This is a genomic window from Vibrio sp. C8, from assembly GCF_054051265.1.
This window is the reverse complement of record NZ_JBPAOE010000009.1, coordinates 70,243-83,885: the sequence shown is the minus strand read 5'-3', so window position 1 is coordinate 83,885 and position 13,643 is coordinate 70,243. Positions and strand designations below refer to the sequence as shown.

15 protein-coding genes are annotated in these 13,643 nt (G+C 43.8%); 12 read left to right on the top strand and 3 right to left on the bottom strand.

Translation table 11 applies throughout. The features are described from left to right. Positions 1-177 precede the first annotated feature (177 nt). The 3 genes from ACRQQK_RS05615 to flgA form a co-directional block, all read right to left on the bottom strand. Positions 178-603: a flagella synthesis protein FlgN gene (locus ACRQQK_RS05615; protein WP_457510376.1), complete on the bottom strand. Its 426-nt coding sequence runs from the start codon at positions 601-603 to the stop codon at positions 178-180. 47 nt (positions 604-650) lie between these two features. Then, positions 651-971 carry a flagellar biosynthesis anti-sigma factor FlgM gene (gene flgM / locus ACRQQK_RS05610; protein ID WP_102940323.1) on the bottom strand — a complete coding sequence of 107 codons (321 nt, stop codon included), beginning with the start codon at positions 969-971 and terminating at the stop codon, positions 651-653. Between the two features lie 111 nt (positions 972-1,082). Continuing rightward, positions 1,083-1,850, bottom strand: coding sequence for a flagellar basal body P-ring formation chaperone FlgA (gene flgA, locus ACRQQK_RS05605; RefSeq protein WP_457510375.1), 768 nt, complete (start codon positions 1,848-1,850; stop codon positions 1,083-1,085). Positions 1,851-1,907: 57 nt separating this feature from the next. Between flgA and ACRQQK_RS05600 the strand changes: the two genes are divergently transcribed. The 12 genes from ACRQQK_RS05600 (at position 1,908) to flgK (ending at position 13,633) form a co-directional block, all read left to right on the top strand. Next, positions 1,908-2,834: a chemotaxis protein CheV gene (locus ACRQQK_RS05600; RefSeq protein WP_102954310.1), complete on the top strand. Its 927-nt coding sequence runs from the start codon at positions 1,908-1,910 to the stop codon at positions 2,832-2,834. Positions 2,835-2,844: 10 nt separating this feature from the next. After that, a complete protein-coding gene (locus ACRQQK_RS05595) occupies positions 2,845-3,672 on the top strand; it encodes a protein-glutamate O-methyltransferase (protein WP_457510374.1) in 828 nt (275 codons plus the stop codon). Between the two features lie 281 nt (positions 3,673-3,953). Beyond that, the gene (gene flgB, locus ACRQQK_RS05590) at positions 3,954-4,349 is read left to right on the top strand and encodes a flagellar basal body rod protein FlgB (RefSeq protein ID WP_042480001.1); all 396 of its coding nucleotides are present in this window, start codon (positions 3,954-3,956) and stop codon (positions 4,347-4,349) included. Between the two features lie 5 nt (positions 4,350-4,354). Beyond that, positions 4,355-4,771, top strand: a complete 417-nt coding sequence (gene flgC, locus ACRQQK_RS05585) for a flagellar basal body rod protein FlgC (protein WP_042479998.1) — start codon at positions 4,355-4,357, stop codon at positions 4,769-4,771. Between the two features lie 17 nt (positions 4,772-4,788). Next, on the top strand, positions 4,789-5,496 hold the full coding sequence (gene flgD / locus ACRQQK_RS05580; protein WP_102940318.1) for a flagellar hook assembly protein FlgD: 708 nt from the start codon (positions 4,789-4,791) through the stop codon (positions 5,494-5,496). 27 nt (positions 5,497-5,523) lie between these two features. After that, complete coding sequence (gene flgE, locus ACRQQK_RS05575; protein WP_457510373.1) at positions 5,524-6,828, top strand: flagellar hook protein FlgE; 1,305 nt, start codon at positions 5,524-5,526, stop codon at positions 6,826-6,828. 203 nt (positions 6,829-7,031) lie between these two features. After that, on the top strand, positions 7,032-7,781 hold the full coding sequence (flgF, locus tag ACRQQK_RS05570; protein ID WP_102940316.1) for a flagellar basal-body rod protein FlgF: 750 nt from the start codon (positions 7,032-7,034) through the stop codon (positions 7,779-7,781). A gap of 20 nt (positions 7,782-7,801) precedes the next feature. After that, positions 7,802-8,590: a flagellar basal-body rod protein FlgG gene (gene flgG, locus ACRQQK_RS05565; RefSeq protein ID WP_042479988.1), complete on the top strand. Its 789-nt coding sequence runs from the start codon at positions 7,802-7,804 to the stop codon at positions 8,588-8,590. Between the two features lie 50 nt (positions 8,591-8,640). Continuing rightward, entirely contained in the window at positions 8,641-9,420 is a 780-nt protein-coding gene (gene flgH / locus ACRQQK_RS05560; RefSeq protein ID WP_457510372.1) for a flagellar basal body L-ring protein FlgH, read from the top strand. 115 nt (positions 9,421-9,535) lie between these two features. Next, on the top strand, positions 9,536-10,621 hold the full coding sequence (locus ACRQQK_RS05555; protein ID WP_102954309.1) for a flagellar basal body P-ring protein FlgI: 1,086 nt from the start codon (positions 9,536-9,538) through the stop codon (positions 10,619-10,621). Between the two features lie 10 nt (positions 10,622-10,631). Further along, entirely contained in the window at positions 10,632-11,582 is a 951-nt protein-coding gene (gene flgJ, locus ACRQQK_RS05550) for a flagellar assembly peptidoglycan hydrolase FlgJ (RefSeq protein WP_457510371.1), read from the top strand. Positions 11,583-11,758: 176 nt separating this feature from the next. Then, positions 11,759-13,633 carry a flagellar hook-associated protein FlgK gene (flgK, locus tag ACRQQK_RS05545; RefSeq protein ID WP_457510370.1) on the top strand — a complete coding sequence of 625 codons (1,875 nt, stop codon included), beginning with the start codon at positions 11,759-11,761 and terminating at the stop codon, positions 13,631-13,633. Positions 13,634-13,643: the final 10 nt, after the last annotated feature.

Genomic DNA, 13,643 nt, shown 5'->3' with positions numbered 1-13,643 from the left:
GTACGTTTACCTATTGATTTCATGACATTCTCCAATTGGTTACTGGAAAAGTGTCAACCTTATTTAGGACGGGTCACGGCATACAAAAAAGCGGCAAATATTGCCGCTTTTCTATTTCTGGTTTTATTGGTGTTGCCTGCTATCAATACTTTGACTATTAACACAGCGACGTGCTGGTTACGCTTTGAGATTGGTACCCAAAGTCGAAACGGATTGAGTGCGGCCTGTTGCGCTATAAGTCATGCCTACTTTGCCCAAGCTTTGCTGCATCATGTTATTGAGTTTATTAAAGCTTAGTTGTGCGCGATTCAGTGCTTCGCCATTAATCAAGTTAGCTTGTTGGCAGTCGTGAATAACAGAACGAATTTGATTGGTTAACTCATTGAGGTAGCTATCCTCTGTCAGGCTCGAGACGTGAGGATGGGCAGCAATTCGTTGATCTGTGGTTTGCAGTTGGTTAACCAAAGTAGTTTTCTGTTTGGCAAGCGTTTCTATATCCGCAGATACTCGAGAAGTAATTGCGATTTTCTCTTTTTCCAACAGCACCGATAATTCTTGTGCGTTTTTCAGTTGGAATTCGATTAAGTCTTTTAGTGCTGCCATAACTTAAATTGCCTATAAACCGAATTGGGTGATCTAATCGAAATGGATTAGTTGAAGCCACCCAATTCTTTTTCAAATCTGATCATATTGTCGGCCAGTTTTTCTGAATCAACAACATAAGATCCGTTTGCGATCGCCTCTTTAATCGCAGCGACTTTAGCGCTGTCGAAGCTAGGGGTCGTCGTCATGTCGTTATGCAGTTCTCCAATGGCCTTTCCTTGATGGCTAAGCGATACAGAGTCTTGCTTAACAGCACCACGGGATGTTGCACTTGATGTTGATGAAGATGCATCTGAATTAGAACGAGCAGGGGTTCGATTCGTTGTGTTTAACGAATGCCCTGAGCGTATGTTATCAATGCCTGCCATAAATGAGCCTTTTTTAAATATGAATCTGTACTGTCAATATCGACATGTAGAAGAATAACTTTAGCAATTTTATGGCTTCGTGACGAAATTAACGATTTTATTGCTAAGTAACTAAAACTGAACGGTTACTTCGCCAATACCACTGACTTGCGCATCTATTATACGGTTAGATTTATCATTTTTCACTTTTATCTGTTCACCGAAGCTTCCGTCAGATAATGCTGTTCCTTTAGTAGTAATATTCATACCACTGGCGTTTGCTTGGATAAGTACACTGTCATTTCGGCATACTACACAGATATCATTTTGTTCGATAACATCACCTAACTTCACGTTTTTCTTGGTTTTTGCTCCGACCACTCTCTCTGTCGAGGAAAAACCTTGCCGTCTAAAGCGCAGCAGATCTACCATACTGATAGTTATATCGTTGTCTGTTAAAACTTGTCCTCTGCTAATATGATTAGCAGCGGTAACCATAGGAACTCGCATTGTTAGGCGAACGGGAACATAGATTTTCCAGTTATCCGCTTCGCATTCAACTAGTACGGTGATGTTGCTGGCAGACGCATTATTGGATGACGATGAGGTTGTGAGAGTGTTTGGGCAATCGGTGGCGAATATTCGGTCATCTATGTTTGCGGCATTCACTACGAGCTCGCCCCCTTCGGCGACTTCAACATTGCTCAAAACATGATTTTCAGCGGCATTTTGAATCATTTTTACTTGCTCTGGTGTTGCAGCAAACAAAGAAAGACTAAAGAAAGCTAACAAAAAACCGATAGAGTTAAAAAAAATATTATAGAAAGCTCTACACTTAGATAGGGAATGTAGATGTAAACAGATCTTCGGATGCATTGTTCGTGTCTCTCGTTTCTTCATAGCGTGTAGTAGACTACCACTTTTTTATGAACATAAGTTTGAGATGGAGATGTGCTTATGACGGGTATTCTTGATTCTGTGAATCAGCGTACGCAACTTGTCGGCCAAAACCGACTAGAATTACTGACTTTCCGTCTTAACGGACACCAACGTTATGGCATTAACGTTTTTAAAGTCAAAGAAGTTCTACAATGTCCTAAATTGACTGCTATGCCTAACTTGCATCACTTAGTGAAAGGTGTTGCCCATATTCGGGGGCAAACGCTTTCTGTTATTGACTTAAGCTTGGCCATCGGTGGTCGTCCGACTCAGGATGTTCAAAAAAGTTTTGTTGTCATTGCAGAATTTAACCGTACAACTCAAGCTTTTTTAGTAAGTTCGGTTGAACGTATAATCAATATGCACTGGGAAGCAATTCTTCCTCCGCCAGAAGGTGCTGGTAAAGCAAACTATCTGACAGCAGTAACCAATATTGATAACGAGCTGGTTGAAATTCTAGATGTAGAAAAGATCCTTGCAGAAATTGCACCAGTTAATGAAGAGATGGATGCTAGCATCGGTCATGATATTGCGGAAGCGGAACAAGAAAAGGCGATTGTTCGCCGTATTTTAATTGCAGACGACTCGACAGTAGCTCGTAAGCAAGTCCAACGAGCGATAGAGTCAATCGGTTTTGAATGTATTTTGACCAAAGACGGTAAAGATGCATATGAAAAGCTGTTAGAAATGGCAAAAGAAGGTAGTATTTACGAACAAATCTCTTTGGTGATTTCGGATATTGAAATGCCAGAGATGGACGGCTACACCTTAACGGCAGAAATACGCCGCAATAATGAATTAAAAGATCTCTACGTTATACTGCACTCATCACTGAGTGGGGTATTTAACCAAGCTATGGTTGAACGAGTAGGTGCAAATGCATTTATCGCTAAGTTTAACCCTGATGAGCTTGGTAATGCGGTGAAGGCTGCGCTAGTAAAATAAAGAGAAATTAATGACTGCTATTACTATAAGCGATCAAGAATATCGCGACTTTTGCCGATTTCTGGAATCTCAATGCGGGATCGTGTTGGGAGACAGCAAACAGTACTTGGTGAGAAGTCGTCTCAGTCCACTTGTGACTAAATATAAGTTAGCTAGTTTATCTGACCTGTTACGAGATGTCGTAACAGGGAGAAATCGTGATTTGCGTGTGGCAGCAGTTGATGCGATGACAACCAATGAAACCTTATGGTTTCGTGATACGTATCCGTTTACTGTGCTTGCTGAGCGTATACTGCCAGAAATGGCGGCAAAAAAACGCCCAATTAAAATCTGGTCGGCGGCGAGTTCTTCAGGTCAAGAGCCTTATTCAATGGCAATGACTATTCTCGAAACTCAACAGCGCCGACCTGGTTTGCTTCCTAGTGTGTCGATCACGGCAACTGATATCTCAGCAAGCATGCTGGATATGTGTCGTGCAGGTGTTTATGACAACCTCGCTTTGGGACGTGGTTTGTCTCCTGAGCGCCGTCGTGCATTCTTTGAAGATGCAGGGGACGGACGTATGAAGGTAAAAGATAGCCTCAAACGTTTGGTGAACTTCCGCCCGCAAAACTTAATGGAAAGTTATGCGTTGCTCGGTAAGTTCGACATCATTTTCTGTAGAAATGTATTGATTTACTTCTCGCCAGATATGAAAGCAAAAGTATTGAATCAGATGGCAAACAACCTAAATCCCGGTGGTTACCTGCTGCTTGGTGCATCTGAGTCTTTAACTGGGCTGACAGACAAGTTTGAAATGGTGCGTTGTAATCCTGGCATCATCTATAAACTCAAATAAGTCATAAACTCAAATCAATCCCTTTTTATAGCCCAGCCATGTGCTGGGCTTTTTCTTTCCTTTTTGGTTCACTGTCCTATACCTAAAGGGATACATTCCAAATCTCTAAATTTTTAGGTTTGCTACTGCCAAAAACGGCGTGCTTTTTGCAATCTTCTTGTTTGCAACGAAAGTAATGCAACACGAGAAAAGATTAATTGTGAATTGGTAAGTTTAAAAGTTGGTACGCTAATTGCTTTTAATCTATGACTAACGGTCAGTTCTTATTAAAGAGGCAAAGTATGGCTATTTCTTTCAACAACGCACTCGGTATTCACCAGCATACGGTGGGTGTTCGTGAACGCAATGCAGAGGTTATCTCTACTAACATTGCTCAAGCGAATACACCTGGGTTTAAGGCGAAAGGAATGGACTTCAATAAGGCTTTGCAGGCGGCAAGTTCGGGGGCAAGCATTGGTCTTAGCCGTACGGACGGTCGGCATATTCCTGCCTCTACGACTGTGACAGGGGAAATGCTTTACCGCGTTCCAACTCAACCTGACACTGGTGATGGCAACACGGTGGATGTGGATTTAGAGCGTAACTTGTTTATGCAAAACCAGATTCGCCACCAAGCATCACTCGACTTCTTAGGAAGTAAATTCAAGAACTTAACGAAAGCAATTAAAGGGGAGTAATTTAGATGAGCTTATTTAATGTGTTCAATGTGACAGGTTCCGCGATGAGTGCAGAGTCTGTTCGTCTAAATACAACCTCAAGTAACCTTGCTAACGCGGACAGTATCAGCAGCTCGGCTGAAGATACTTATAAAGCGCGTCACGCAGTGTTCGGAGCTGAGTTGAGTAAGGCACGTTTTAACCGCGACCCAAATGTGCCTGTGAAAGTGTTAGGTATTGTGGAAAGTGATAAACCGTTATCAGCGGAGTTTAACCCTGACCACCCACTTGCGAATGACGAAGGCTATATCTACAAGCCTAACGTTAACGTAATGGAAGAAATGGCTAATATGATTTCTGCATCACGTTCATACCAAACGAACGTACAGGTTGCAGATGCTAGTAAACAAATGCTGCTGCGTACGCTGCAGATGGGTCAATAAGGATAAGGAGTTAGCGTATGGCCGGAATAGATAACGTTGGTCAAAGCGGCTTGTCCTATGTTGACCAGCTGAAGGCTCTTCAAGATCAGAAGAAACCGAATGAGACCACAGGTAAACAAGATCTTAAACAAGAAGATTTTCTTTCCCTGCTCACAAAGCAACTTTCTCAGCAAGACCCTTTTAAGCCGGTTAGCAATGACCAGATGATTGCGCAAATGGCATCATTTGCGACGGTTGATGGTATTGGCAAGATGAACACTCAATTTGAGAGTTTGAACTCGGCAATGACATCTAACCAAGCCTTGCAGGCATCGTCACTGGTAGGTCGTGATGTATTGGTACCAGGTGCTGCAGGCGTTAAGAAAGATGATGCAGGCATGGCGGCAATGGTTAAGCTTCCAAGTTCGGTAGAGAATTTATTTGTTCGTATCGAAGACGAAATGGGACAGCTAGTTCGTACTATGGATGTAGGAGCTAAACCGGCCGGTGACAACCGTGTCGAATGGGATGGAAAAGATCAAAACGGTAATCCATTGCCGGCCGGCAAATACAAAGTGAAAGCGGCAGGTTTACTAGATGGAACAAGTACTGAATTTGGCGTATCTACTTACGCTAACGTCAATAGTGTTCTGCTTGGTAAGGGTGATGGTAACGTACTACTCAATCTAGCTGGTTTCACATCACCAGTGAAACTTGCTGAAGTACTTGAAGTTGGCAAAGCATAGAATGCTAGCTAGATAGGAGAATTTGGAATGTCATATGTATCTCTTAGTGGTTTATCTGCAGCTCAGTTAGACCTGAATACAACCAGTAATAACATTGCTAACGCAAACACGTTTGGCTTCAAAGAGTCTCGTGCTGAATTTGGTGATGTGTATTCGAACTCTTTATTTACCAACGCTAAAACCACCCCTGGTGGCGGTGTTCAAGCAAATAAAGTAGCTCAGCAATTCCATGAAGGTTCAAGTATTTATACTAATAACCCAATGGATTTACGTATTGCGGGTACTGGCTTTTTCGCGGTATCAAAAGAGCGCCTCATTCCGCAACAAAATGAATTGACTCGTAATGGTGCTTTTCACATTAACAAAGACAATTACATGGTTACGTCGAATGATGAGTTCCTACTGGGCTATCAGGTGAATCCTGATACAGGGGATGTGCTTTCTTATGAGCCACAGCCTTTGAACATTCCAGCTGAGTTTGGTAAGCCGAAACAAACGGCGAACGTTGATGTGGGTGTAAACTTGCCTGCGAATGGTGATTTGAAAGATCCAACCTTGTTTGATTTCAATGATCCGGAAACGTATAACCGCTCAACGTCATCGACAGTTTATGACTCGATGGGTCAATCGTATAAGATGACAACGTATTACCTGAAAGATCAAAGTCAGCCTAATACATGGCAAACGTATTACACCATGACAGATAAAGAGGGAGAAAAACCCCTTAATATCACTGGTGGTGATGCGGCAACGCCAACCGGCCATGTTGGTCACACAATGAAATTTAATAACGATGGTACATTAGCTAGCCTAAATAACGGCCAGCCAATCGTGTCCGATCCATTAGGTTCCGGTGCGACTCCAATCAACTTGAACGGTGCGGATGTTAGCCAAACTATCGCCTTAAAATTGGATTCGGCAACTCAGTTTGCCGCACCATTTGAATTGACTAAGTTCGATGAAGATGGCGCGACAACGGGTTTCTTAACCAAAATTGATTTTGATGAAAATGGTAGTGTATTGGGTACCTACTCAAACGGTGAGAATATCACTTTAGGCCGAGTGGCATTAGTGCGAGTATCTAATGAGCAAGGTCTGGATAAAAAAGGTGGTACTCAGTGGGATACGACTCAAATGTCTGGTGACAAAATTTGGGGTGAATCCAACAAAGGCTCTTTTGGTACTATTAATAACGGTACTCTTGAGCAGTCGAATATCGACATGACTCAAGAGCTAGTGGATTTGATCTCTGCTCAACGTAACTTCCAAGCAAACTCACGTGCGCTAGAAGTTCACAACCAGCTACAACAAAACATCCTGCAGATTCGATAATACGATCTTCGTATATATGGTCATCTGGTCTATCAAGCCAGCGGCAACGCTGGCTTGATAGGATTGCCAGTTTGCCACATTGCCGCGGCAAATCTCCCCGTAATACCTCTTCTATTTACTATAACTTTCTGTTTTATATTGAAAATAAAACTTGGCACACCTATTGCTTTGTAAGTCGTATCAGATGAATTTTGGAGCAAATTATGGACCGTGCATTGTTTCTCGCCATGAGTGGCGCAAAGCAAAATATGCAAGCTATGCAGCTAAGAGCGAATAACTTGGCCAACGTAAGCACAACCGGTTTTCGTGCTGACCTAGCACAAGCTCGTTCAATGCAAGCATATGGTGATGGTCTGCCTAGCCGAGTGTTCAGTATGACTGAGCGCCCAGGAAACAATTTCCAGCAAGGCAGTGTTATTACAACGGGACGTGATTTGGATGTCACAATTCAAGGCGATGGCTGGATTGCAGTGCAAGACAAAACCGGTGCTGAAGGTTTAACTCGTAATGGTAATTTGCAAATCGACCAAACAGGTCTTTTGCTCAACGGCAATGGTCACTTGGTGCTTGGTGAAACTGGTGCGCCAATTACTTTGCCGGTGCCTGTGGCAAAAGTTGAAATCGGCAACGATGGTACTATCTCTGTTCGCCCACAAGGTGCTCCGGCAGATGCTATGGAAATTGTTGACCGCATCAAACTTGTTCGCCCAAACAACCAAGATTTATATAAAGATGTTAATGGTCTTTTCCGCGCGAAAGATCCAAACGCTGCATATGATGCAGATGCCAATGTGAAAATTCTGACCAGAGCCCTAGAAGGCAGTAACGTCAATGCGGTGGGTGAAATGACTAGCCTAATCGAGTTACAGCGTCAGTTTGAAATGCAAGTCAAAATGATGAGCACGGCAGAAGACATGGACAAATCGTCCGATTCTCTGCTTCGTATGAGCTAACCAATTGAAAGGAAATTAGTATGCAGCCGGCATTATGGGTAAGTAAAACAGGCCTCGACGCGCAGCAAACCAATATTGCTACGATCTCGAACAACTTAGCGAACGCCTCGACGATTGGTTACAAGAAGAGTCGTGCGGTCTTTGAAGATTTGTTCTATCAAAATATTAACCAGCCTGGTGGTCAGTCATCTCAGAATACTGAATTGCCAAGTGGTTTGATGTTAGGTGCGGGTTCTAAAGTAGTGGCTACTCAAAAAGTACACACCAATGGTAACGCACAGACGACAACTAACAGTCTCGACATGATGATCGAAGGGGATGGTTTTTTCCAAATCCTGATGCCGGATGGCAATATCGGTTATTCACGAAATGGTCAGTTCACTCTCAACGATGAAGGTGTGATTGTCACGTCAGGAGCGGGTTACGCTTTGGATCCTGAAATTGTGGTTCCTGAAGATGCTATCTCAATCACTATCGGTAACGACGGTGAAGTGTCGGCTCGAATTCGTGGTCAGCAAGACAACCAAGTTTTAGGGCAGATCACCACGGTAGATTTTATTAACCCAGGTGGCTTAGAGCCGATAGGTCAGAACCTTTACTTGCCGACAGGGGCAAGTGGTGACCCACAAGAAGGTGTTCCGGGTTTAGATGGCCTAGGCAGCATTCGTCAGTCAACACTGGAAAGCTCAAACGTTAACGTAACTGAAGAGTTGGTGAATATGATTGAAGCTCAACGTGTCTACGAGATGAACTCAAAAGTGATCTCGGCAGTAGACAAGATGATGAGCTATGCGAACCAGCAGCTATAACCTAATAGCAATAATCTTAGCTCATAAAGAGTGATTGAGAGAGTGTGATGATGAAACGTTTACTTAGCCTAATTTTTGTTTTGACGGTTTCTGGCTGTGGACTACTGCCAGAAGAGATCGAAACCTCGGATGTCACTGCCGGAACAACGGTTGTGGATGCTGTTGAAGGCGACAAGGCTGCTGCAACTGATACTGGCATGGTTGATACTCTACGTAAACGTAATGATCCTGTTGCTGGTGATCCTGCATGGGCGCCGATTCACCCTAAAGCTAAACCTGAACATTACGCGGCAGAGACGGGATCACTATTTAACTTAGCTAGCTCAAGTAGCCTTTATGATGATTCAAAACCTCGCATTATTGGTGACATCATTACTGTTAATTTGGATGAGAAAACCAAAGCGGCAAAAAGTGCTGACGCAGATTTGAATAAATCGAATGATGCTTCAATGGATCCTCTCGCTGTCGGCGGGAAAGATTTAACCGTTGGCGAATATAACTTCTCTTACGCTTTGAAAAACGACAATAAGTTCAGTGGTAGCGCGGCAGCTAACCAGAGCAACAGTCTCTCTGGTTCGATCACAGTCGAAGTGATTGAAGTATTGGCAAACGGTAACCTCGTGATTCGTGGTGAAAAATGGTTAACCTTTAATACCGGTGATGAGTACATTCGTTTAAGCGGCACTATTCGTCCAGACGACATTGATTTTGATAACACCATTGCTTCAACCCGTATTTCTAACGCTCGAATTCAATATTCTGGTACCGGAACGAACCAAGATATGCAAGAACCTGGATTCTTGGCACGATTTTTTAATGTGTCTCTGTAGATTAAGCTCTACAGTCGAAGAATTGACAGAATTAAGTTGATATCGATGAGGCCTAATTGGCCTCATTTGTTTTTTGAACTCAGGTCGGCAGACCTAACGTTAACGGTAACCCACAATGAAAAAACTCACTTTGTTATTGATGATGCTAGTGACAGCAAGCGCCAACGCTGCTCGCATCAAAGATGTTGCTCAAGTAGCAGGTGTGCGTAGTAACCAATTGGTGGGCTACGGTTTGGTGACTGGTTTGCCGGGTACGGGTGAATCTACACCTTTCACAGATCAAAGCTTCAACGCCATGCTACAAAGCTTCGGCATTCAATTGCCACCTGGCACTAAGCCAAAAACCAAAAACGTTGCCGCTGTTATTGTGACGGCTGATTTACCTGCGTTTTCAAAGCAGGGACAAACGGTTGATATTACGGTTTCTTCAATCGGCTCAGCAAAAAGTCTGCGTGGTGGCACATTAATGCAGACTTTCTTAAAAGGTTTGGATGGTCAAGTTTATGCTGTGGCACAAGGCAACTTAGTTGTTAGCGGTTTTAGTGCCTCTGGCGCAGACGGTTCAAAAGTCGTGGGTAATAACCCAGCTGTGGGTATGATTTCTGGTGGTGCGATTGTCGAGCGTGAAGTTCCAACACCATTTGGGCGCGGCGATTTTATTACCTTCAACCTGCTGGAGTCGGATTTTACTACTGCTCAGCGCATGGCAGATGCAGTGAACAATTTCCTTGGTCCACAAATGGCATCTGCAATTGATGCAGCATCTGTACGCGTTCGTGCGCCTCGAGATGTAAGTCAGCGAGTGGCATTTCTTTCCGCGATTGAGAACTTAGAATTTAACCCAGCAGATGGTTCGGCAAAAATCATTGTTAACTCTCGTACAGGTACTATCGTTGTTGGTCAGCACGTTCGCCTAAAACCTGCGGCAGTCACTCACGGCGGTATGACGGTGGCAATTAAAGAGAACCTCAATGTTAGCCAACCGAATGCTTTCTCTGGTGGTCAAACCGTGGTTGTTCCTAATTCGACTATCGAAGTAGAAGAGAAGCAGGGCAAGATGTTTAAACTTGAGCCAGGTGTGACTCTGGATGAACTTGTTCGTGCAGTAAACGAAGTTGGCGCAGCGCCTTCAGACTTAATGGCAATCCTGCAAGCACTTAAGCAAGCTGGTGCTATTGAAGGCCAGTTGATCATTATCTAAGGAGCTTAAGATGATTAATAACTCTAACGATATTGGTTTTATTCACGATATTGCCAGCCTAGATAAACTGCGTCAGCAGGCAGTGGGTGGTGACGAAAAATCAGAGAAAGAAGCGTTAACTGCGGCAGCTCGTCAGTTTGAATCGATCTTTACCAACATGATGTTGAAGTCGATGCGTGATGCTAACTCTGGCTTTAAATCGGAATTGTTTAACAGCCAAAATGAAGATTTCTATCGCCAGATGCTAGATGAGCAGATGACCAGCGAACTGAGTTCATCAGGTTCTCTCGGGTTGGCGGATATGATTGTTGCTCAACTTTCGGCAGCAGAAAAACCGCAAGCAGGCGGCGAAGATGCATTCCAAGAAGCGATGCGACGTGTTGAACACTCTCGTGAAGCTGCGGCAAACCGAGCTGAAATGAGTGATGACAGTGAGCTAGAGATGGTTAATAGCACAGCTGCTAGTGCAGGTGCGGCTCAACAGGCGGCAAACTTTGAATCACCACGTTCGTTTGTTTCGTCGCTTAAGCCTTATGCTGATAAAGCGGCAAAAGCTTTGGGCATTGACGCTTCTCTATTGATTGCCCAAGCGGCACTAGAAACTGGCTGGGGGCAGAAAGTGGTTAAAAATGCCCGTGGTAGTAGCAACAACCTATTCAACATTAAAGCGGACCGCAGTTGGCAAGGAAATAAAGTGGCAACTCAAACTTTGGAGTATCACCATAATACGCCAGTTATGGAAAAGGCGGCATTCCGTTCGTATAACTCTTTCCAAGACAGCTTTAATGACTATGTTCGTTTCCTAGAAAAGAACCCTCGTTACACTACTGCACTGAATCATCAAGGTAGTAACGAAGAGTTCATTCGAGGTATTCATAAAGCGGGATACGCTACTGACCCAGAATACGCAGACAAAGTGCTACGAGTTAAATCTCAAATCGACCAGATGGGCGAACTTTAAATTGTGAAGGCCGGAGAAATGACTCCGGCTTTTTTGCCTTTCTTCTTAAACTCACTTCCTATTTCTTCTTTATATTTCCTAGAGTTACCTCCAATAAATAAAACTGGCATACATGTTGCTTTATACCCTGTAGATAGTCAGTAAACACTGATGTTTTTATAGTTTTTGGGGGCAGTATGGCGTCTGATCTTCTGAATGTGGGTACGCAAAGCGTATTAACCGCTCAGAGACAACTCAATACAACAGGTCATAACATTTCTAATGTTAATACAGAGGGTTACAGTCGTCAGTCTGTGATCCAAGGGACCAATATGCCTCGCCAATACGGCGGACAAACCTATGGTATGGGTGTACATGTGGACAATGTTCGCCGCTCATGGGATCAGTTTGCCGTTAAAGAGCTGAACATTGCCACTTCCGAATATGCGTTTAAGAGCGATACTGAGCAGAACCTAGATATGTTATCCAAATTGCTCTCTTCCGTTGCGTCTAAAAAAATTCCTGAGAACCTTAACGAGTGGTTTGATGCGGTGAAATCACTCGCGGATTCCCCGAATGACGTGGGCGCTCGTAAAGTGGTACTTGAGAAAGCAAATTTGATTTCTCAAAACCTTAACGATTTCCATGAAACTGTGCGCCGCCAGTACGATGTGACCAACAAAGGTCTTGATGTTGGTGTCGAACGTATTAACCAGATCGCAATTGAAATCCGTGATTTACAACGTCTGATGATGAAGGTGCCTGGTCCTCATAATGATTTAATGGATCAGCATGAAAAGCTGGTGGCTGAGCTTTCTGAGTACACCAACGTTACCGTTACGCCTCGTAAAAATGCGGAAGGATTTAACATCCATATCGGTAATGGGCATACCTTGGTTTCCGGCACAGAAGCGAGCCAGTTAAAAATGATGGATGGTTATCCTGACGTTAAACAACGTCGTCTAGCCATGGTTGAAGGTAGTGGGATTAAACCGATTACGGCAAAAGATATTGGCGGCAAAATTGGCGCGTTGATGGATATGCGTGACGATCATATCCCTTACGTTATGGACGAAATCGGCCGCTTAGCAACATCTTTTTCTTATGAAGTGAATAAGTTGCAATGGCAAGGCTTGGATCTGCGTGGTGATGTCGGCCATAACATATTTACCGATGTGAACTCAGATGTTGCCGCTCGTGAACGTGTCGTCACCCCTGGTGATTCAAAAGCAGATATTGCCGTTTACATCGATGATATCAGCCAGCTCACAGGCGGTGAGTACTCGCTCTCATACAACGGCAGTGACTATGTGGTCACGCGTCCTAGCGGTGAACAGCTGATTGCTGAGGAATCTCGCGGCAATATTTTCATCGATGGCATGCGAATTCAAATCAATAATGATCCACAGACTGGTGAACGCGTCATTTTGCGCCCAACTCGTAGTGGTGCCAAAGACATTAAGCTCGTCACTAACGACCCAGCTAAAATTGCCGCTCAAAGTTATGAAGCATCGACCACGTTGGCCCAAGGCAAAGCGAAATTCAAAATTCTGGAAGCAGGTGCTGTTCGTGAGTTTGAAGTGGTGATCTCTCCTTTGGGTGACCAGTTTGCCGTTACCGATACAAAAGGCAACATCCTATTGGAACCGCAAGAGTATCCGCCTTCAGGCCCTGTTGAAGTTCAGGGGACCATTTTTGAACTCTCCGGAGGTGCATTGCCGGATGATAAATTTACGGCAAACCTTGTCGCTTCAGAAGGTGACAACGGCAACTTACGTAAAATGATTAATGTTCAAACCAATAAAGAGATGAACGATAACAACTCGACCATCATCGATCTGTATCACAACCTCAATACAGATTTTGGTTTGAAGTTGTCGACTGCTTCACGTCTTACGGACGTTTCTCGTTTAGAAAAACAGTCAGCACAAGAACGTATTGCTTCCGTATCTGGGGTGAACCTAGATGAAGAAGCGGCAAATATGATGAAGTTTCAGCAAGCTTATATGGCTTCGTCTCGAATCATCCAAGCGTCAAACGATACGTTTAACACTATTCTGCAGTTGAGATAGGAGGGAGATT

Excerpts from the sequence above, each read along its gene's own strand:
- ACRQQK_RS05615 (WP_457510376.1), bottom strand. The coding sequence starts at position 603 with ATGGCAGCACTAAAAGACTTAATCGAATTCCAACTGAAAAACGCACAA.
- flgM (WP_102940323.1), bottom strand. The coding sequence starts at position 971 with ATGGCAGGCATTGATAACATACGCTCAGGGCATTCGTTAAACACAACG.
- flgA (WP_457510375.1), bottom strand. The coding sequence starts at position 1,850 with ATGAAGAAACGAGAGACACGAACAATGCATCCGAAGATCTGTTTACAT.
- ACRQQK_RS05600 (WP_102954310.1), top strand. The coding sequence starts at position 1,908 with ATGACGGGTATTCTTGATTCTGTGAATCAGCGTACGCAACTTGTCGGC.
- ACRQQK_RS05595 (WP_457510374.1), top strand. The coding sequence starts at position 2,845 with ATGACTGCTATTACTATAAGCGATCAAGAATATCGCGACTTTTGCCGA.
- flgB (WP_042480001.1), top strand. The coding sequence starts at position 3,954 with ATGGCTATTTCTTTCAACAACGCACTCGGTATTCACCAGCATACGGTG.
- flgC (WP_042479998.1), top strand. The coding sequence starts at position 4,355 with ATGAGCTTATTTAATGTGTTCAATGTGACAGGTTCCGCGATGAGTGCA.
- flgD (WP_102940318.1), top strand. The coding sequence starts at position 4,789 with ATGGCCGGAATAGATAACGTTGGTCAAAGCGGCTTGTCCTATGTTGAC.
- flgE (WP_457510373.1), top strand. The coding sequence starts at position 5,524 with ATGTCATATGTATCTCTTAGTGGTTTATCTGCAGCTCAGTTAGACCTG.
- flgF (WP_102940316.1), top strand. The coding sequence starts at position 7,032 with ATGGACCGTGCATTGTTTCTCGCCATGAGTGGCGCAAAGCAAAATATG.
- flgG (WP_042479988.1), top strand. The coding sequence starts at position 7,802 with ATGCAGCCGGCATTATGGGTAAGTAAAACAGGCCTCGACGCGCAGCAA.
- flgH (WP_457510372.1), top strand. The coding sequence starts at position 8,641 with ATGAAACGTTTACTTAGCCTAATTTTTGTTTTGACGGTTTCTGGCTGT.
- ACRQQK_RS05555 (WP_102954309.1), top strand. The coding sequence starts at position 9,536 with ATGAAAAAACTCACTTTGTTATTGATGATGCTAGTGACAGCAAGCGCC.
- flgJ (WP_457510371.1), top strand. The coding sequence starts at position 10,632 with ATGATTAATAACTCTAACGATATTGGTTTTATTCACGATATTGCCAGC.
- flgK (WP_457510370.1), top strand. The coding sequence starts at position 11,759 with ATGGCGTCTGATCTTCTGAATGTGGGTACGCAAAGCGTATTAACCGCT.